This is a genomic window from Acinetobacter sp. NyZ410, from assembly GCF_022828975.1.
Lineage (GTDB): Bacteria > Pseudomonadota > Gammaproteobacteria > Pseudomonadales > Moraxellaceae > Acinetobacter > Acinetobacter guillouiae.
This window is the reverse complement of the sequence record NZ_CP094620.1, coordinates 1,529,900-1,548,246: the sequence shown is the minus strand read 5'-3', so window position 1 is coordinate 1,548,246 and position 18,347 is coordinate 1,529,900. Positions and strand designations below refer to the sequence as shown.

Annotated in this window: 20 protein-coding genes and 1 tRNA gene; 7 read left to right on the top strand and 14 right to left on the bottom strand. The window is 32.7% G+C overall.

Features of this window, described 5'->3' with window-relative positions:
- Nucleotides 1-702: 702 nt before the first annotated feature.
- Together MTO68_RS07355 and MTO68_RS07350 are read right to left on the bottom strand one after the other, a co-directional pair.
- A complete protein-coding gene (locus MTO68_RS07355; RefSeq protein ID WP_244015503.1) occupies nt 703-1,980 on the bottom strand; it encodes an alpha/beta hydrolase in 1,278 nt (425 codons plus the stop codon).
- Between the two features lie 813 nt (nt 1,981-2,793).
- Nucleotides 2,794-4,047 (bottom strand): alpha/beta hydrolase, encoded by a 1,254-nt coding sequence (locus MTO68_RS07350; RefSeq protein WP_244015502.1) that lies wholly within the window; start codon nt 4,045-4,047, stop codon nt 2,794-2,796.
- A gap of 562 nt (nt 4,048-4,609) precedes the next feature.
- On the opposite strand from MTO68_RS07350, the gene MTO68_RS07345 reads away from it, so the two are divergent.
- From MTO68_RS07345 to MTO68_RS07335, 3 genes are all read left to right on the top strand, one after another.
- Nucleotides 4,610-5,311: an exonuclease domain-containing protein gene (locus MTO68_RS07345; RefSeq protein ID WP_244015501.1), complete on the top strand. Its 702-nt coding sequence runs from the start codon at nt 4,610-4,612 to the stop codon at nt 5,309-5,311.
- A gap of 85 nt (nt 5,312-5,396) precedes the next feature.
- Nucleotides 5,397-6,092, top strand: coding sequence for a hypothetical protein (locus MTO68_RS07340; protein ID WP_244015500.1), 696 nt, complete (start codon nt 5,397-5,399; stop codon nt 6,090-6,092).
- A 353-nt stretch (nt 6,093-6,445) separates the two neighbouring features.
- Complete coding sequence (locus MTO68_RS07335) at nt 6,446-6,736, top strand: hypothetical protein (protein ID WP_034618346.1); 291 nt, start codon at nt 6,446-6,448, stop codon at nt 6,734-6,736.
- A gap of 349 nt (nt 6,737-7,085) precedes the next feature.
- On the opposite strand, the gene MTO68_RS07330 is transcribed toward MTO68_RS07335, so the two are convergent.
- From MTO68_RS07330 to MTO68_RS07315, 4 genes are all read right to left on the bottom strand, one after another.
- Complete coding sequence (locus tag MTO68_RS07330; protein ID WP_004721965.1) at nt 7,086-7,313, bottom strand: hypothetical protein; 228 nt, start codon at nt 7,311-7,313, stop codon at nt 7,086-7,088.
- Nucleotides 7,314-8,635: 1,322 nt separating this feature from the next.
- Nucleotides 8,636-8,818: a hypothetical protein gene (locus tag MTO68_RS07325; RefSeq protein ID WP_004820055.1), complete on the bottom strand. Its 183-nt coding sequence runs from the start codon at nt 8,816-8,818 to the stop codon at nt 8,636-8,638.
- A 247-nt stretch (nt 8,819-9,065) separates the two neighbouring features.
- Nucleotides 9,066-9,422, bottom strand: a complete 357-nt coding sequence (locus tag MTO68_RS07320) for a roadblock/LC7 domain-containing protein (protein WP_244015499.1) — start codon at nt 9,420-9,422, stop codon at nt 9,066-9,068.
- Nucleotides 9,423-10,011: 589 nt separating this feature from the next.
- On the bottom strand, nt 10,012-10,206 hold the full coding sequence (locus tag MTO68_RS07315) for a hypothetical protein (protein ID WP_004721972.1): 195 nt from the start codon (nt 10,204-10,206) through the stop codon (nt 10,012-10,014).
- A gap of 402 nt (nt 10,207-10,608) precedes the next feature.
- Between MTO68_RS07315 and MTO68_RS07310 the strand changes: the two genes are divergently transcribed.
- The gene (locus MTO68_RS07310; RefSeq protein WP_244015498.1) at nt 10,609-11,046 is read left to right on the top strand and encodes an SRPBCC family protein; all 438 of its coding nucleotides are present in this window, start codon (nt 10,609-10,611) and stop codon (nt 11,044-11,046) included.
- Nucleotides 11,047-11,192: 146 nt separating this feature from the next.
- Nucleotides 11,193-11,681, top strand: coding sequence for a GNAT family N-acetyltransferase (locus MTO68_RS07305; RefSeq protein ID WP_244015497.1), 489 nt, complete (start codon nt 11,193-11,195; stop codon nt 11,679-11,681).
- A 135-nt stretch (nt 11,682-11,816) separates the two neighbouring features.
- On the opposite strand, the gene MTO68_RS07300 is transcribed toward MTO68_RS07305, so the two are convergent.
- The 3 genes from MTO68_RS07300 to MTO68_RS07290 all read right to left on the bottom strand — a co-directional run bounded on the left by MTO68_RS07300 (nt 11,817) and on the right by MTO68_RS07290 (nt 13,084).
- Nucleotides 11,817-12,083: a DUF2164 domain-containing protein gene (locus MTO68_RS07300; protein WP_004820051.1), complete on the bottom strand. Its 267-nt coding sequence runs from the start codon at nt 12,081-12,083 to the stop codon at nt 11,817-11,819.
- 510 nt (nt 12,084-12,593) lie between these two features.
- Nucleotides 12,594-12,821 carry a hypothetical protein gene (locus MTO68_RS07295; RefSeq protein ID WP_244015496.1) on the bottom strand — a complete coding sequence of 76 codons (228 nt, stop codon included), beginning with the start codon at nt 12,819-12,821 and terminating at the stop codon, nt 12,594-12,596.
- 71 nt (nt 12,822-12,892) lie between these two features.
- Complete coding sequence (locus MTO68_RS07290) at nt 12,893-13,084, bottom strand: hypothetical protein (protein WP_244015495.1); 192 nt, start codon at nt 13,082-13,084, stop codon at nt 12,893-12,895.
- Between the two features lie 514 nt (nt 13,085-13,598).
- Here MTO68_RS07290 and MTO68_RS07285 point away from each other — a divergent pair.
- The gene (locus MTO68_RS07285; RefSeq protein WP_244015494.1) at nt 13,599-13,805 is read left to right on the top strand and encodes a hypothetical protein; all 207 of its coding nucleotides are present in this window, start codon (nt 13,599-13,601) and stop codon (nt 13,803-13,805) included.
- Nucleotides 13,806-13,817: 12 nt separating this feature from the next.
- Complete coding sequence (locus tag MTO68_RS07280; RefSeq protein WP_244015493.1) at nt 13,818-14,867, top strand: linear amide C-N hydrolase; 1,050 nt, start codon at nt 13,818-13,820, stop codon at nt 14,865-14,867.
- Nucleotides 14,868-15,116: 249 nt separating this feature from the next.
- Here the strand turns inward: MTO68_RS07280 and MTO68_RS07275 are convergent, their stop codons facing one another.
- From MTO68_RS07275 to MTO68_RS07255, 5 genes are all read right to left on the bottom strand, one after another.
- A complete protein-coding gene (locus MTO68_RS07275) occupies nt 15,117-15,365 on the bottom strand; it encodes a helix-turn-helix transcriptional regulator (RefSeq protein WP_244015492.1) in 249 nt (82 codons plus the stop codon).
- Nucleotides 15,362-15,739, bottom strand: a complete 378-nt coding sequence (locus MTO68_RS07270) for a hypothetical protein (protein WP_034618282.1) — start codon at nt 15,737-15,739, stop codon at nt 15,362-15,364. The genes MTO68_RS07275 and MTO68_RS07270 overlap by 4 nt, the downstream gene beginning before the upstream one ends.
- Nucleotides 15,740-15,986: 247 nt before the next feature.
- A tRNA-Met gene (locus MTO68_RS07265) sits at nt 15,987-16,063 on the bottom strand.
- Nucleotides 16,064-16,575: 512 nt separating this feature from the next.
- The gene (locus MTO68_RS07260; RefSeq protein ID WP_004721987.1) at nt 16,576-16,788 is read right to left on the bottom strand and encodes a hypothetical protein; all 213 of its coding nucleotides are present in this window, start codon (nt 16,786-16,788) and stop codon (nt 16,576-16,578) included.
- 181 nt (nt 16,789-16,969) lie between these two features.
- On the bottom strand, nt 16,970-17,248 hold the full coding sequence (locus MTO68_RS07255; RefSeq protein ID WP_004820042.1) for a hypothetical protein: 279 nt from the start codon (nt 17,246-17,248) through the stop codon (nt 16,970-16,972).
- Nucleotides 17,249-18,347 lie beyond the last annotated feature (1,099 nt).

Sequence of the window (18,347 nt, the reverse complement as noted above, 5' to 3'; positions counted from 1 at the left end):
ACGTCACAACTGCACAATATTTAAGCTCAGCTTTATTATAATTTAGCCATAAATAAAAATTTAGCAAGTTACATTTGACCTTTAAGTATTTTAAAATATTTAAAAAAATTAAGTAATTGCTTATAAATTCACTAAAATACTGTCGTATTCATTTAGCCTTATACTCACTTTTTATTTATAAAGAATTTATTTATAATTCACATTTTCTGTAAATATTGTGAATTATGACAGTAAGAATAGATACGTTTGATTGTTTTAATTTAAAAAAGCCTTAACAATAATCAAAAAAATTATTTAAATTTCAAGTATTTTAAGATCATTAATCCTTAAATTTATTAAGGATTAACATATAAAAACGGTGACTAAATACAATTAAATTCAAAACCATAACATATCTCGATTTGATATTTCAGCACTAAAACCCCTATCTCAAAGTCTAAACCTGAAAAATACCACTTTTACGAGACTCAGTTCAGATTAACCTTAGAAAACGCCTTTCTCTAAAAAAATAAGCAGTATCCACTTTGCAAAGGTGAGGATTTAAAAATCAAAAAATGATCCTGTTAAATAAATCATCTTGGTATTGAAAGAGCCTTCTCCCTTTACGGGAGAAGGCTAGGATGAGGGGGATTTATTGTTGATTTATGCTTTTAAAAAAGACTGATAAAAAACCTATTGTTAGAACTAAAACACACTCAAAAACTAATTGGCAAGCAAGGTCTTAATATCTTCTAGCAGTTGTCCATTTTCAACATTATCCTTGAATACAGTGAGGTGATCCCAATCAGGACCTTTTCTATAATCAATTTTGGTGGTTAAAGCACGCGCCTGTGCCACCAAAGCATCTGTTGCCCGTGGTAATACAATCAGGTCTTTGTCTCCCTGATAAATAATAATTGGCGTTTTAATAAGCGTTTGCAGTGGTGGTAGATCTTTATCTAGAAATTGTCTTACAATTGGATGTTGGGTATACCCCTCATTTTTACGTGGATAACCGACTAGACTTTTGTTATTTTTTCTACTATAAGTCATCATTGGTATCCTAAAATTAAAAGCCATCGATATAAGGCATTCTGTTTTCCCTTCTGCTTTCTCAGCAATTTTATCCGTCGGTGATTTAAATACAATACTGTAGACAGGCTCAGTCGGATAAGCACTTTTCATCCCTGCTGCCATATAGGCTGTTAAAGTATCCAGTACCATATAGCTATTCATTTGAGCTTCTACATCCTTATTATTTGCCACCGCCAGATCTGATAAACTTTCAATCATTTCCAGATTATTTGCAGGTGCCAATGCAATTGCACCCTTATAGTCCATATTGGCACGGGCTGCATACTGTGCCGCGCCTAATGCTGCATGACCACCTTGCGAGGCACCAACAACTGCCCATTTATTCGATGCTTTATTGCCTAACCAGCTTTTGGTTGCCACCACCGCATCGGTAATCGAATAGGCTGCGCTTTTTAAATGCAAAAACGGATGGATTTCCGTCCCACTCGGCTCACCCAGCCCTTCATAATCAGGTGCAACGACCACATAGCCTGCTTGAACAAAACTATCGATCATTTTATGAGTATGTACATCTGGAAGGAAACCCTCAAGGATTAATCGATTTCTACTAGGCGCACAATCATCTCCAACCCCCACACTACCATGTGCCCATGCCACTATCGGCCAACCTCCAGCGGGTGGTTCTGTTTTTGGGGTAAACACCAATGCGGTTGCCTGAGTTTCTTGACCTTTGATACCTTGCATTTTATAGGTCATCACCACACTTTCTTCTGCATTCGGTGGATAATCTTGTTTATGCTCATATTCAACAGGTGTGCTCACTACCGGGTTTTGAATGTTGTTGACATCTGCATTTACATTTGTACTTGTGGATGAATTATCCCCCTTATTATCATCACTACCACCACAGGCAGTGAGAAATAGACCAGATCCAAGCAACATTACGGTGAGTAAATTTAATTTCATATCATTCATCCTTGTTTATCATTTTTTTCTATCACGTTATTGCTAACAAATCATGTGTTAGCCCGATCCCCTTAGATCGCTGATCTTTTGCTTGATGACTTTTTAAATTACGTCACAACTGCACAATATTTAAGCTCAGCTTTATTATAATTTAGCCATAAATAAAAATTTGGCAAGTAAAATTTGATCTTTAAGTACGTCAAAATATTTAAAAAAATTAGGCAATTAGCACCATATTCACTAAAATAATGCTGTATTTATATAACTTCACACTTACTTTTACATTTATCAATAACCATTTTACAATTCACATATTATCTAAATTTTGTGAATTATAGCGTTAAGAAAATATGCTTTTGATTATTTTAATTAAAAAAATCTTAACAATAGCTACAAAATATGTTTAAATTTCAACCAATTTAAGATGGTTAATCCTTAGATTTATCAGGGATAAACATATAGAAACTGCGACTAAATACAATTAAATTCAAAACCATAACCTATTTCGATTTGATCTTTCGGTAATAAAGCATTCCCCCTCAAAGTCTAAACCTGAAAAATACCACTTTTACGAGACTCAGTTCAGTTTAACGATAGAAAATAGCTTTCTTTAAAAAGTGAGAAGTATTCACTTTGCAAAGGAGAGGATTTAAAAATCAAAAAATGATCTTGTTAAATGAGTCATATTGGTATTGAAGGTGCCTTCTCCCTTTTAGGGAGAAGGCTAGGATGAAGAGGATTTATGTTGATCTATGGTTGTTTTAAAAAAACCTGATAAAAGCAGCCTATCATTCGAACTAAAACACACAAGAATTAATTGGCAAGCAAGCTCTTAATATCCTCCAGCAGTTGTCCATTATCAACATTGGCGGTAAATGAACCCGTATGATCCCAACTCGAATTGGTTCTATAATCAATTTTGGTGGTTATAGCACGTGCCTGAGCCACCAAAGCATCCGTTGCTTGTGGTAATACAACAGTATCTTTACCACCCTGATAAATAATAATTGGGGTTTTAACGAGCGTTTGTAACGGTTGTGAATCTTTAGTCAAAAACTGTCTTACGATTGGATCATTCTTATAGCCTTCTTTTTTACGCGGATAACCTTTAAGACTTCCGTTCTTAATATTGTAAGCAGTCATTGGCAATATAAAAGCCGTTCCCATTGCTGCAATACATTCTCTTTCTGCTTTTTCAGCAATTTTATCAGTGGGTGTTTTAAATATAATGCTGTATACAGCCTCGCTTGGATTGACTGCCTTTATCCCTGCTGCCATATAAGCCGTTAAAGTATCCAGTGCAGCATAACCACCGATCTGAATTAACCCATCCGCATCCGCTAAAGCCATTTCTGATAGGTTTTCGATCAATTCCAGATTATTTGCCGGTGCCATTGCAACTGCACCCTTATAGTCCATATTGGCACGGGCGGCATACTGTGCCGCACCTAATGCTGCATGACCACCTTGCGAAATCCCAGCAACCGCCCATTTGTTGGACGCTTTATTGCCTAACCAGCTTTTGGTTGCCACCACCGCATCGGTAATTGAATAAGCTTCACTTTTTAAATTTAAAAATGGATGGATCTCCTTCTCGCTCGGTTCTCCCATACCCTCATAATCTGGCGCAACCACCACATAACCTGCTTTAACAAAGTCATCGACCATTTTTTGAGTATGCACATCGGCTATAGGCACAAATAATTTATTTTTACTCGGTGCACACTTGTCAGCAACACCAGTCGTTCCATGTGCCCAAGCCACAATTGGCCACCCTCCAGCAGGCGGTGCAGTTTTAGGGGTAAAGACCAATGCGGTTGCCTGAGTTTCTTGTCCCGTGATGCCTTTCATTTTATAAGTCATCACCACACTTTCATCCGCATTGGGTGGAAGAACATCATTTTTAATATTATAGGGTACTGGTGTATTGACCACTGGATTTTGAATATTGTTCACATCTACATCTGAACCTGCCGATGAATGATCACTTTTATCGTCATCACCACCACATGCAGTTAGAAATAGCGTAGATCCAGTCAATAACACTGAAAGTAATTTTAATTTCATATAATTCTTCCTTTTTATCTTTTTTCTATCACGTCAGCAGGGTCAACCCATCGTTTGCCAGCGCTGATCCAATAGATCACTCATCTTAGTTTAATGTTTATGTTGTTATTACTTCATAATACCTGGCAATATTTAAGCTAGGCTTTATTACAATTAAGTCATAAATATAAATTTATCAAATGAGATTTAATCTTTAAAACATATTAAATTATCTCATCAATCCATTTTTTATTTATTAATCAACTGAATTTAATGTAGTTTTTATAGGCCGATCAGCATAAATTAATTTCATAATAATCAGGTTTTAATATATTTTTCACAGTTTTAACAATGAATAGATTCTTATCAATGATGAATATTATGATTTAAATTTCAATTAATTTACAAGTAATGGTTTTAAGTATTTTAAAGATAAATCACACTAAAAAAAATGATTTTGCGTGTGATTTAAGCAAAAGCCAGCACTTATCTGGATTTTAGATGGGTTTCATTTGTATTTAGCGTCTAAAAAAGCTAGTTTATGAAGGCGCTCTTTCTTATCTATTTGTTGAGGAACAAAGGTATGCAAGCAATCATTCTAGATACTGAAACTCATACACTCAATGGATTGCCCATTGAAATTGCTTATGCACCGATTCAAATTCAAGAAGGGAAATTAAGCTTAGATCGGGAACAAATGTTCGATCAACTTTATAGTATTGGTAATGAAAAAATTTCTTTTGGCTCAATGGCGGTTCACCATATCCTAGAATCTGATCTTGTCGGGCAACCTAATTTTTCCAGCTTTGAACTTCCTCAGCATACCCAGTATATCATTGGGCATAATATTGATTACGATATTCAGGCTATACAACGGTGTGGCGTAGATACTGCTCATATCAAAGCCATTTGTACGCTGGCGCTTGCTCGTCTTGTTTGGCCTGATGCTGAAGCACACAATATATCAGCACTGATTTATATGATCAGTAAAGGCAGTGAGAAAGCACGTGAAATGTTAAAAGGTGCACATCGTGCAGATGCCGATATTATTTTAACGGCAAATATTCTCATGCATATTGTTTATCAACTCAAAATCCAAAGCATTGAAGAATTATATAAAGCCTCAGAAGATGCACGTATCCCACGCAGTATTAACTTTGGTAAGCATCGTGGGACAGCGATTGCAGAATTACCCAAAGACTATGTGCAATGGTTACTTCGTCAAGATGAACTTGACCCTTATTTACGCAAAGCTTTAGAGAATGCAAACATCGTCACACTTTAAGCTGATGATTTGTAACAATAAAGTCATATTAGTGTAATTTTCATTCTTTACTCTAGGGTCAATTTATTGGGGAATAATTTGACTCATGGATCACTATTTTAAAACTGACTTGGGAATTCAGACTTTAAAACACCGCTCAATTCAACTCACTGCTCGCCAAAGACAATTATTGCTGCTTATTGGCACAGATGATTTTAAAATTTTGAATAGTGCACTAAAGCAACGGCTTGCAACACCAGAACTTATTCAACAATTAGAAGAGCTTGGTCTAATTTTTCAGAATCAAGTGAATGGTGCACCTCAAGTTAAGTCAAAAATAACATCAGAATCGTCCAAGATTGAACAATCAAATCAGCGTACCCCTTCAAATCTGACAACTGAAATTGGCTTTAAACCGTCGCCTAAAGCAGTTGAAAATCCAACAATTATTAACGATACCCAGCTCAGTCAAAATACAAAATCAGCAGATCCAAACCCCATCCAGCAAAGCGTTAACACTGTCACATCTACACACGTAGCGCATGCCGAGACGACGCCTGAACTGAATTATATAAATTTTGATGACATCAAACACAAAATGTCTACCCTGCTACAGACGCATTGCGGCTTGATGACCAAACAATTGGTCATGCAAATACAGCAGGCAAAATCAATTCGAGATATTAAATTTTGCCAAATGCAGTGGATTACCGCACTTCAAGAAAGTCGAATCTCTCCCCAAGAATTAAATCAAACCATGCAACAAATTAATTATTCACTCCAACATTTACAATCATCTTAAATCGATCCTAAATATTTATTTCAATTTACCCACTTAGAATGACAAATGAAGTGCTTTAAAGTCATTCTAAGTCTTTTTATTTAAGGGTATTTTTGATTTATTTGCGAATATCAAAATCTTAAAACCAAATAAGCTAACGCCAATAAATCAAAGTTTTATGTATATAGGGATGATTTATTGGGGCAATGTTATCCTGACTTTGCAATTTTAAATGGGAGAAATACCGATTAATTTTTAAACCGACTTAAGCGTATTCCCAGACATTCATATCTCTTTACAAAATCACATTGTCTGTTTTACATGCATTCTGTAGAATTATGGGCACGCCAATGATTTAAAACAATTAGACAATTATGACTCAATACCTTACAAAATCGACCAACCAAACAGCTTTAGAACTTTCAAATTTTTATCCAACGTTTGAACAATGTTTAAATGCTGTATCCAATATTAAATATCAAAAAGATTTACGTATCAAAAGCGATCCTATTTCATCTCAACATATTTTGGTTGAAAGCTATTCTCGAGGGACACTTCAAGATAAGTTTAAAATTGAAAAAAATGCAATTGAGCATGCAAACAAAAACCGTTTGGCCTTATATCATCTTGTTGCCGTTACACTCGATCATTTTAAAACTGCTTAGGGTCTGTTGACATTTCATAAATGGCTTGCGTTGTAGGCTAAAATTGAGCAGGCAAGGCATGAAACGAAGAGAATAGCGAGACTATTTTCGAGTTTCATAACACAGGCTGAGATAATTTTAGCCACAACCCTTCGGGACTATCGTGTTTTTTGCCGCTACGTCGTTACGAACTACTCATTTAGAATGACTAAATTTCGTATTTCGCGCCTAGTATCACCTAAAAAACACACGTAGTCGCAAACGTAGACGAATTGTCAACAGACCCTAATATTTATATCATTTTAAACTGATTAAAAATAAAACGTGTTGGGCTTTTTCACCCAACACGTTTTTTAATTGATGATAAAAATTAGCTGACTTGTTCAATCACACGATAAATACTGTCACTTTCTTTGCTCTCAAAAAGCAACTCAATACTTGGTAAGATTTTCTCACCATCCACAACGATATGATCAATTTTTTGGAACAATGATAAATTATCTGTGTCCTCATGCTCTTGCAGCTTATTTAACCAAGCCATCGCATTCAGCTCATTACTATATTGATCCTTGACCCTTACTGTAATCATTTCAGTCATTTTTCTGTCCTCTTTTTTATATACTGTTTTCTTATAGCATGCGCCAAACTAAAAATTAGCTTAAAGTTGTTAGATTTTATGGCAATGTTAAAAATTAGCTACATTACTATGTTTTTTATTTATAAAATATAGAGTTACTTTGAATACTTTGTGTAAATACAGCTTGATTCAATTATTTCATGACGTTTCAAAAATCAGAAAAAGAAAAGCCCGCATTTCTGCGAGCTTTTTATGTTGGAAAGCTAGTGCTTATTTTTTATTTGAACTGGAGTCACAAATTCAACAAGCCGTCATTGATCTGTCCAACTACTTCGTAGCGTCTTAGCGACCTACTGTAGTTTTAATATAGTCAGATGCGCTTTGATCTGCAAGATGCAGTAACATTATTGAACGATATCACAGCAATTTTGAAATTGAATATTTTTTTAATTGGTAGATAATAGATAAGTTTGATTGACTATAATTTAATATTGATCAACCTTAAAAAATCTAAATAACATTAAATAAAAACGAACCAGTAAAAATTATTTTATAAAAATAGTCTATAAATCTGCCACACGAGATCACCTATAGCATTGATCATCATTAAAATTTATATATCATCAGCAGTATTAGATGTCTTTTTATAAATCAAAAAGCAATCATGTTGAGTGAATCATATTGGTATTGATAGCCCCCTTCTCCCTCTATTTATCTAAACACATTTTCTCGATTTTACTTTTATTGCTGTAACTCAAATGGCTTTTAAAACACCTACAATATTGTCTAGACTGCGTGTACTTTAAATTTTCAGGAATATGTATACCGAAACATTCCGTCTCAATATTTCCTTTTTGTGATAAAGGGAGCTCTGCTTTACTGAGCAAAATACCAAGACCAAATGCAATAAGCATAGCAAAAAAGATTAAACCTTTATAATGGATGATTTGCTTGACCATGAGTGGCTAAATTTATAGAACATGATGAAGCTAATCCTAGCTTAAACTTTTCTGTTTTTTATTTTATTTTTTTTATTTTTAAAAATAATTGAATAACAAATAAGGGCGTTAACATACGCTGATCTTTTAAAGCAAAATAAATATACAGGTCTGTCAGCTAAAGTTTTTCAACAGCTTATGCCACTTTTGAGCGCAACTCATTTTATTCTATATGATTGCTTAAAAATTTTAATCATCAAAAAAATATAGCGCCTGCAATAATCATAAAAAAGAGCAATGATCATTTCCGTTTTAATGCATTATTTTTATGCTCTAAAAATAACTAGAAATATTAAACAAACCTTACAGCTCGATAAAATATTTATAAACAGAGAAAATTGCTCTCTATTTATTTTTTGCTATGGGTAATTTAGTTGAATATTCAACATCATGCTTGTCTAAATATTCACGGATCAATTGACGAACAACCTGAGATGGCTTTAAATCTTGACGATTGCATAAGGCCTCAAAAGCTTGTTTTTTATTAGGATCAATCAAAATTGTTAATCTTGCCGTTTTATTTTCCATAACTTATTCCCTTAAATTTATTAGAAATAGAATTGTAATAACATTTAAAATATTTTCAATGTTAATTTTATCTCACAATAATCTTAGCTTAATGCATGACTTTGAGTTTAAATTATTTATTTTCTAATTTCAGCAATAAATCCAGTATAGATTATTGTGAATGTTATTAAATATTTTGATTTTAAAGCAAAAAATTACCCAAAAGGCTATCACAACAGCGCTGATGCAATAGCCAAAACATTGATGCTTATGAGAAATCTAATTCTTTTTCAAAAACTCTGAGTTCGTGTCGTGCCATCGCTAAATTAGATTTTTGGCGATCTAATACTAGATATAAAAATAAGCTACTGTTTTTATCCAGTGGCCTCAATAAGTGATACTGTTTTCCTAGGGTAATTAAAATATCATCAATCGTATCGCGTAAATTTAAAGCTTCTGCTGTTTTCATTTTTGCTTTTAAAACCTCCGTATTTCCAGCAGCCGCAAGTTCCAAATCAATTCCCGTTCCATATGAAGCCAATGATAACCCACTTGTGCTATCAACAAGTGCTGTTGCCGTGAACCCATCAATTTCAGTTAAAGGTGTTAAGTCAATTTTAGCCATTTATATATGCCTTTTATTAAGTGGAGATAATATGAGTCGCTTTTAAAACATCCTCATGTTTAAAAAGTATCATGAAATTATAATATAATATTATTTTATGATAATAATTTGTAACTTTTTTTAATTTAAACAAAGGATTAGATCAATATTAATCTATAATTAAAATATTTTATTTGGCATAAAAACACTGATTAAATTTCAATCTTGTATAAAACAGTATGAATATAAATATGAATAAACGACTTATTTTTCAATAAATTCAAACACAAAAAATTCAAAATATGCAATAAAATATTTTAAATACAAATATTTATTCTAAAACTCTAATTTACAGAGAAATTAACAAGGAAATATTTTAAATCTTTATTTTTTCATATATATACAATATTTATTAAGGTATTTATTATATTTCTTTTCATTCATATATTTAGCATGGCCTGCGATCAACATTATTTTCATATTAAAAAGTATGATGCTTAAAATATAGACGATGTGCGCTATGTCATTGTAAAAAGCAACCTAGAAGAACGAGCTTTACACTTTTCTGACAAGCTAGGTTTTTAGTACTCCCTTAGTAGGATGTTATGTATTAAGCCATCAACCAAATTTTATAAAATTCCTGAATGTCTGACTCTAAAAACTCGTCACAGTCACTATCGTATACAAATGTTTTTTGTTCTAATAAATATTCAGCTTGATGTTCCATCAAGTATTTCTTTAAAAAGTTTTTAAATTCGTTGGCACGCTCTGGGAAAATATGCTCTCCATCATAAAAAATCATCATAATTACCTCTATAAAACCACTAAATCACCTGTCTAGTTTACACAAAAACCAGTCGCGATTCAAACTAATATAAATTATAGTGAAATACATCACAACAATTTAAAAGTCTTTTATCAACAGAGATCCTATAAGGTGTTCAACAATTTATAGTTTTTAAACGAAGCTATTTTTTATTGATTAAAATATTGAACTTATCCTTTATGCTAATTGCTTTTTAAGTATAAAAAATGAATCATATCAAGACACAGCTTAGAACAACGTTAAAAAAATCCAACAATTATGATTTTATTCAATGATTTAATATAACCGACCTCTTAACAAAGTAAGGTTAATTTTAGCGATATTAAAAAGTTGAAATAAGTGTATATTGGATAAAAATACAAACCAATCAAAAGAGCGAATATGAAATTTGAAATAACCACAGAAATTTTGATCAATGCACCCATTGATATTGTTTGGAAAACCCTAACAAATTTTGAAGATTATAAAAGTTGGAATCCATTTATCATCAATGTTTCAGGAGAAACCCATCAAGGTGGCAAGATCAATGTCACCATACAAAATGATGCGACAAGTAAAATGTCTTTTAAAGCAGTTGTGCTTGAAAATCAAGAAAATAAACAATTTAGCTGGCGCGGAAAATTATTGGTTAGAGGAATATTTGATGGAGAACATAAATTTAGATTAGAGCAAATAGCCAGTAATCAAACTAGATTGATCCATAGTGAAATCTTTAGTGGTATTTTAGTCAAACCGCTTCTTAAGAACTTACAGACAAAAACCAAGCCAGGTTTTGAACGAATGAATCATGCGCTTAAAGTAAAATTAGAGCGTCAATAGAAGCCTTCACCGAGCACATCGGCTATAACTCAAAGCGACGTCATTTCATCTCGGTACTTGGATCCAGTAAGCTGGGCTCCACGGTGTATGAAGCATACATAAGATTGTACAACAATCCAAACAACTCATATTTCAGGAGAATCATATTGGAGATCGTGTTTGACCGTTTAAGCAATGTGAGCAGGTCTGAAATCATTGAATTAAATACTCATAAACGTGTCCTCAAGCAAATGCCCTTAGCCAAGGGAATTATTTTTGATGAAGATCAATGTAATGCTTGGATCAATGAAAAAGAAAATCAGTGGGTAAAATATGGTTACGATTCTTGGGCATTTATTGTTGATGGTCAATTTGCAGGCTGGGGAGGCTTACAATATGAACATGGCGATGCCGACTTAGCTTTGGTACTCCACCCTCAATATTGGGGCATTGGTAAACAAATTTTTGATAAAATTATAGACAAAGCATTTAACGAAATGGGCTTTGAATCAATCACGATTTTATTACCGCCAACACGGAAAAAGTTAACAGGGATCTATTCACTCGGATTTAAATTGGATGGTGAGATCATCATAAGCAATGAGCATTTTTTCAGATATCGGCTCAATAAAACGTCTATCGAAAGAACTGAATAAGTACTACGCTAAAATACTTAGGTGAGGCTTTCTAAAAGCTTCTTAGCATGAATGATCATAAATCAGGTAACCTTTCTTCTGACCTTATCACATCAAGCATTGAAATCATGCTGGTTACGATTTCCAAGAGACTGTTTATTTTGCTTTGTTTACCTTTTCTTTTGACAAGATAAATAAATCTTCATTTAAATGAGCAAATCGTTCTGCCAACCATTCATGGGTATCATTGAGCGCTTGATTGTAAAAATGATGGCCAAACTCGTCTACAATAAAATCAAATAAAAACTGCGCTGGAAAGTTGCCTAGATCCAAGTCGAGTTCCTTTAAGGCATATTTTTTCAATGAAAAAATTAACTGTTCACGGGTAAACTCATCAAATGTAATTATTTGCTTTTTAGCCATAGTCTTTATTCTGAAAATAACGAGAGCCCATTACAATACTTATTCAGTGCTTTTTCAATCTTATAGCGTCCTATCATGTCGTACATTTTGATTTTTCTATCGGCTTGAACACTTGTAGAACCAAGTATAAAAATCACTCAAATAGCCACAAATAAACTAATTTGAAGATAAACATACTTTTTAGGTTTTGATAGTAGGCAATAAATCACAAACCATGGCATTCTCAGTACAGCAACAATAGATCAAAAAATCACCTTAAATAAATTTTTTAATATAAAATTATAATTTTTAAAAAACCAATTTAATAAATTTAAAGTTTACAAACAGGCTTCTTTTATAAGCCATTTTAAAATCATAAATCAATGTAAAAGCCCTATATCCTACCCATCTCCCAAAGGAAGAAGGCATTTTAATAACCATTTACTCACTCAACATGATTTTTTATTTATAAAAGAAATTGAATATATTATTTTATCAAAAATGATTAAAATTTTGGATAATTTATTTTCTTTAGATGGTTCTTTCTTGAAAGTCTGAATCTTCCTCTACAAAAAACACCTCATCAGTACCAATTAAAACCCATTGATATGTTCCAAACATTCTACTTAATTCCTGATTAAATGGATTAAATAGTTTGATTAAATTAAATGAATCATCATATTCTCCTACATATTGTATGACTGGAAACTGCTGAAATTCTTCATACATTTTATGCACAGTTACATTTTTAATCATCATTTAAACTCCTAAGTAAATTGAAAAAAGTCCCCTTCTTTCAATTTACCCTTAATTCAATAAAAACCTAGATGCTATTTTTTTTGCTCTTGGGTTTCTTCAACTTTCTTTGGCTGTGCTTGAGATGGATTGCTTTGATTGCTATCAGGTTGTTTATGCTGATCTTTATTTGCTTGTTGCTGCTGCGGTGCTTGTGATTGATTGCCTTGATTAGCATCAGGTTGGTTATTCTGAGTGCTACTTGGTTGCTTGTTAAAATTTGACATAGTGATATCTCTTTTTTTGTCATTCATATTAATGACTCATTCAAGATGCACCTTTATTAAGTGAATAGATAGTATTAACACGTATCAAGATATATTTATAACAACAACAGCATTGGTTTATATCAGTTATTTATTTTATTTAAATTCTATAATTGCAAATATATATAAATATTTTATCAGCCTCATATCAAAAAACACTCTAAATCGAAAAATTAAATTAAAAAATTAATCCACTTTACTTATTTAATCATTAAAATTAATATTTATAACATATTAAAACCCCTCTATTAATATTTATTAGACTCATATTAATACAATATATACATTTCTATTAAAAACAACTGTACAGAATAGCATAGATACCGCAAATATTTAATAAAATTAATAAATAAATGTAGAAAATATTAAATAAAAGGCGTTTTATCAGCAACAATTTTTTAAAATATTTCTATCTAAAATATAAAAATCAGTGCTAGTATAATAATTAAACACATAGCAAAAAATGTGAAATTTTATGAACTTTAATAAATATTTATATATAACGATTGGTATTATTTTGAATCAGCTTGCTTTTGCAGAACGCCTCATCAATTCTTTTGATGTTGCGACAAAGTTAATTCTTAATTTACCTGCTTTTGAAAAAAATTATAAATCCAATAACTTTCATTGGAATATTTCACAACAAGGCCCTGTTTTGGGCATTAATTTACCAATTTTTTGAGAGGGAATGATAATGAATAATGCTTTGAAAAAGATCTTACTTGCTGCGGGCGTTCTAGTCGCAGCAGAAGTCAGCACTGCATGTACACGTGTAGTGTATCTAGGTGACAATAATGAGGTCATTTCTGCACGCTCTATGGACTGGAAACAAGACGTAGGGACAGATTTATGGATTTTACCCAGTAATGTCAAACGTACAGGCTTAGCTGGTCCGAATTCTATTCAGTGGGCGTCTAAATATGGGAGCGTTGTGGCAACAGGTTATGGCGTATCCACTACAGATGGGGTAAATGAAAAAGGATTAGTGGCTAACTTACTCTGGTTAGTCGAATCTGATTATCCAGATCCTAAAAAGAACAACAAACCACCACTAAGTATTTCATTGTGGGCACAATATGTTTTAGACAACTATGCAACTGTAGATGAAGCTGTACGTGCTTTAGAAAAACAGCCTTTTATTGTTGTCACAGATACTGTTCCAGGTGATACACGACTCACTACCCTGCACCTCTCTATTTCTGATGCATCTGGTGATAGTGCAATTATTGAGTATATTGACGGCAAGCAAGTGATTCATCATAACCGCAAATATCAGGTGATGACCAATTCCCCAACTTTTGATCAACAGTTAACGCTGAACAGTTATTGGCAACAAATCGGCGGAACCGTCATGCTACCGGGAACCAATCGTGCCTCAGATCGTTTTGCAAGAGCATCATTTTATATCAATGCAATACCTAAAAATGCTTCACCTGAGCATTCTATCGCCAGTGTTTTTGGTGTAATCAGAAATGTCTCTGTACCCTTTGGATTAAATACAGCGGAAGAACCAAATATTTCTTCTACACGTTGGCGAACTGTGGTTGACCATAAGAGAAGCCTTTACTTTTTTGAATCTGCGGTATCACCCAATGTATTTTGGGTGGATTTAAAAGAGATTAATTTCAAAGATGGACAAACCAAAAAATTGACCTTAGGTAAAGACCAAGCAATCACCTATTCAGGGAAAACGAATGCTTATTTTAAAGCATCAAAGCCATTTCAGTTTTTAGGAATCAATTGATTTTAAGACATAGCTCACTGATTTTTTTATAAAGTGTAACTATAGATACACATGTCAAACTCATGTACTTCAAATGAAAGTCTGCTCAAAAGTAAGCCTCCTGAAGTGGAGGCTTACTTAAAAATTTATGCTCAGCTGGACCACTTATGACCATTTCACTCACCAAACCCAATAAGAAAAAATTAGTCATTTCTTAGTAGAGCTTGCTCAAATCGATAGAATAATAATTTAAAAAAATATTCAAATACACTATTTTTTAGCGGCAGAATTTTCTGCTTTTATAACGTCATTTTCATTGTCAAAACTTTCTTCATCTTTAAAAATTGCTTCAATTGATCGGTTAAATAATTTCGCAATTTTAAATGCCAAAGGTAAGCTAGGATCATAGCGCTGTTTTTCAATCGCATTGATCGTCTGCCGCGAGACTCCCAAATATTCTGCTAATTGTTGCTGAGACCAGCCTTGCTGCGTTCTCAATTCAGATAAGATATTTTTCATCGATAACGCCAACTCCCAATTGCAATACCAACACCCCACAACGTTGCCATTAAAGGCCATACAAAAAACATAGAAAGATGTGGAAAGCCAATATTTTCAAGAAATCCATAACTAAATGTAATGAGTGCAGTACCTACGAATGCGAGCGCAAAAGCTTGTAATTGGATGTGTTGTTGCATTTCATCTAAGCGCGCTAATTGTCTGAGTACACTCCATCCCACCAAAATACAGGGAATTATCGGCAATAATGTCACAAAAATTTGTGTTGAATAACGGATATCGTCATTCTTTAAATAATTTAATGAACAAATAAGCACAACAACATAAAGCAGTATTGATGCACTAAACTCAATCAGAGATTTATATTTTTTCATACGGCAACCATGTAAAGTAAGCTTTACATAAATTTAGATCAAATAACGCACCATGTAAAGCACACTTTACATATTATTTTTATTTTAACTTAGACAACAAACTTGAAATGCGCCTTCAATTGTCATTTTTTCACGGCATTTATCCGCGCTTTGATTATAAATTTCTAAAGCTAACTAATTTAAAAGCATAAAAAAAACCTAGTAAGCATGAAGCAAACTAGGCTATAAACTTTGAATCTTTTTTCGTTGGTAGCGGGAGCTGGATTTGAACCAACGACCTTCGGGTTATGAGCCCGACGAGCTACCAGACTGCTCCATCCCGCATCAACGAAGCACCTTTATACGCCTTAAAGACAAGGAATACAACCTTTATTCTATATATGTTTAAAAGAATTATTGATCGGCATCCAGAACACTCTAAAAGCATTCATTGTTGACTGATTATCGTATGCTCTTTTAACTTCAAAAACACAACAGCTTAACCTTTTACTTAAGATTAAAAACCGAATATTTTGATAGCGATCTATTATACTTTTATCCTCATCAAGGCATCTTAAGCTCTTACCCAAATAATAATTTAATTAAATCAGTCATTGATATAGCATTAGAAAGCCCACTAAAAAGTGGGCTTATTTTTTGGAGGCGCATGAATGATGTGTGAGTCGCACAGCAATTCAATAAAAAGTATATCAGCCTTTATTTATTAATTAAATTAAACTATGTAACAAAAATTAGCCAAAGCGTGCTGCAATACAATGTTCAAATAAACAGCGAAGATTTTCCTTAGTCGCTATATAACTTGAAGCGATTAAAAAACCACCCGTAGGTGGCTCGATTTAAATCATAGGTTCCAAAATCTTATAAATTTTACCATTCTTGCTACTTTCAAAAAGCATTTCGAAGTTAGGACGCAAAAGTTCATTTTCAACAATAATATATTTGATACGTTCATGAGTTTTATTTGGATTTATCACAACATCATCTAACGTTGCCTCAACTGCGTAACACTTTCCAAATTGATCCTTTACATTTATGTCGAGTTTATTCATAAAAAACACCTTAAAAAATTAAATAAAAACAGCTAAAACTGTTAACCAAAACATTCAATGATTATTAAATTTATGCTTGTACATCAAACGCAATTCAATATACTGCAAAAACAGTAAATTATTATAAAAATTTTTATTTACTTACATTTTAAGTGCTTATCAAAATGATTGCTTCTTGATGCTACTCAGGTTTTTTAGGATCTATTGCTTTTATCTCCTTTAAATCATCAAGATGAAGATCAAAAATACTTTCAATCATTTTTACTTTGGATTCACTGCTATCCTCAGACGTTTCAATCAAGTATTTCTTTGTTTGTTGGGTAAATTGAAAATAGTCTTCATAATTCACTGTTCCATTTTTAATTAGAAAACTGACTAAATTTCCGATGAGTAATCTTGTGACATGGTCACCCTCTAAGGTTGCCTCAACCAGCTTCCCAGCTAAAATTAATTTTTTCATCACATTACCATCCTTTATATCGTTCACTTAATTTAACAAATTCATTTTTACTTGTCATATCAATAAAAATATTCATTACTTAAGTTGGTTCAGATGTACGCTAGCTTTTGGCTTCAATTACTGCAAATGCATCAATATTGATACTTCAACAATAATATTCAGTTACTTGAATACAATTAAACAATCCCCTCCTTCTATACTTGCAAAGCTGCTTTAAAGACCAATGTCCACTCTAGTATGTAGACCAATCATCAACCTAAAAAATGGTTGTATTCTAAACTTGCGCTGAGCTGATAAAAAAAGCCCTACATTTCTGTAAGGCTTTACCTTAATTTTGCGCTGACTAAGGATTTTTGTTATTTATTATTAGTAAAATAACAATTTAAATTTACTTTAAAATTAAATTATCGTCAACCCTTTCATTGCCTGTATAAAAAAATACCCACCGATAGAGTAAGTGGGTATATAAACTTGTGATATATGTTTAGCTAAACTTAATTTACATAACAAGAGTCTCACTTTCAATACCATTCATCGGCTATTTAATTTTACAATAATACAAATATCAGAATTTATTCACTCAATGATCGAGACTTCGTATGCTCACAGATACAGCCTCTATAAAACAATGAAAAACACCAGCCAATGCTACGCGCAAAGAAGGACAAAAATTAAACTTTATATAACTGATTTTAAATATCTTTTAATTAAATCGTTTTAAAATATGGCATAAAAGAAAAGTCTACTAGATTCTATTCACTTATCTAAATTATTATGGTTTATCAATCATATTCAACCAGAAAGACGCTATACATTTATCTCTACTATTTTACTGCGTTTTTATTATTAAAGAACAGATGTATAGTATCCGTGACCATTGGAGAGAGTGGTCTATAGACAATAAAGAAAGGCCCTACTAACCTGCATGATGCGGGTTTCTTTTTGTTTATTGATCTAGAAATAGCACAGCAGCCACACAGTCCCCCCGCATAGAAAAGACAAGCTTTACACAGCAATTGATTAGATTTGCTTAATTTTTTGCTGGTAGACGAATGATGGATTTTTTAAATAGGTCCAGTGTTTTAATAAGAATATATAG

Coding starts and splice junctions, on each gene's coding strand:
- MTO68_RS07315 (WP_004721972.1), bottom strand. CDS start 10,206: ATGATGATTTTTTATGATGGAGAGCATATTTTCCCAGAGCGTGCCAAC.
- MTO68_RS07270 (WP_034618282.1), bottom strand. CDS start 15,739: ATGAAAAAATATAAATCTCTGATTGAGTTTAGTGCATCAATACTGCTT.
- MTO68_RS07300 (WP_004820051.1), bottom strand. CDS start 12,083: ATGGCTAAAAAGCAAATAATTACATTTGATGAGTTTACCCGTGAACAG.
- MTO68_RS07355 (WP_244015503.1), bottom strand. CDS start 1,980: ATGAAATTAAATTTACTCACCGTAATGTTGCTTGGATCTGGTCTATTT.
- MTO68_RS07320 (WP_244015499.1), bottom strand. CDS start 9,422: ATGGCTAAAATTGACTTAACACCTTTAACTGAAATTGATGGGTTCACG.
- MTO68_RS07350 (WP_244015502.1), bottom strand. CDS start 4,047: ATGAAATTAAAATTACTTTCAGTGTTATTGACTGGATCTACGCTATTT.
- MTO68_RS07255 (WP_004820042.1), bottom strand. CDS start 17,248: ATGAAAAAATTAATTTTAGCTGGGAAGCTGGTTGAGGCAACCTTAGAG.
- MTO68_RS07345 (WP_244015501.1), top strand. CDS start 4,610: ATGCAAGCAATCATTCTAGATACTGAAACTCATACACTCAATGGATTG.
- MTO68_RS07290 (WP_244015495.1), bottom strand. CDS start 13,084: ATGTCAAATTTTAACAAGCAACCAAGTAGCACTCAGAATAACCAACCT.
- MTO68_RS07260 (WP_004721987.1), bottom strand. CDS start 16,788: ATGAATAAACTCGACATAAATGTAAAGGATCAATTTGGAAAGTGTTAC.
- MTO68_RS07335 (WP_034618346.1), top strand. CDS start 6,446: ATGACTCAATACCTTACAAAATCGACCAACCAAACAGCTTTAGAACTT.
- MTO68_RS07310 (WP_244015498.1), top strand. CDS start 10,609: ATGAAATTTGAAATAACCACAGAAATTTTGATCAATGCACCCATTGAT.
- MTO68_RS07285 (WP_244015494.1), top strand. CDS start 13,599: ATGAACTTTAATAAATATTTATATATAACGATTGGTATTATTTTGAAT.
- MTO68_RS07295 (WP_244015496.1), bottom strand. CDS start 12,821: ATGATGATTAAAAATGTAACTGTGCATAAAATGTATGAAGAATTTCAG.
- MTO68_RS07325 (WP_004820055.1), bottom strand. CDS start 8,818: ATGGAAAATAAAACGGCAAGATTAACAATTTTGATTGATCCTAATAAA.
- MTO68_RS07275 (WP_244015492.1), bottom strand. CDS start 15,365: ATGAAAAATATCTTATCTGAATTGAGAACGCAGCAAGGCTGGTCTCAG.
- MTO68_RS07340 (WP_244015500.1), top strand. CDS start 5,397: ATGGATCACTATTTTAAAACTGACTTGGGAATTCAGACTTTAAAACAC.
- MTO68_RS07280 (WP_244015493.1), top strand. CDS start 13,818: ATGAATAATGCTTTGAAAAAGATCTTACTTGCTGCGGGCGTTCTAGTC.
- MTO68_RS07330 (WP_004721965.1), bottom strand. CDS start 7,313: ATGACTGAAATGATTACAGTAAGGGTCAAGGATCAATATAGTAATGAG.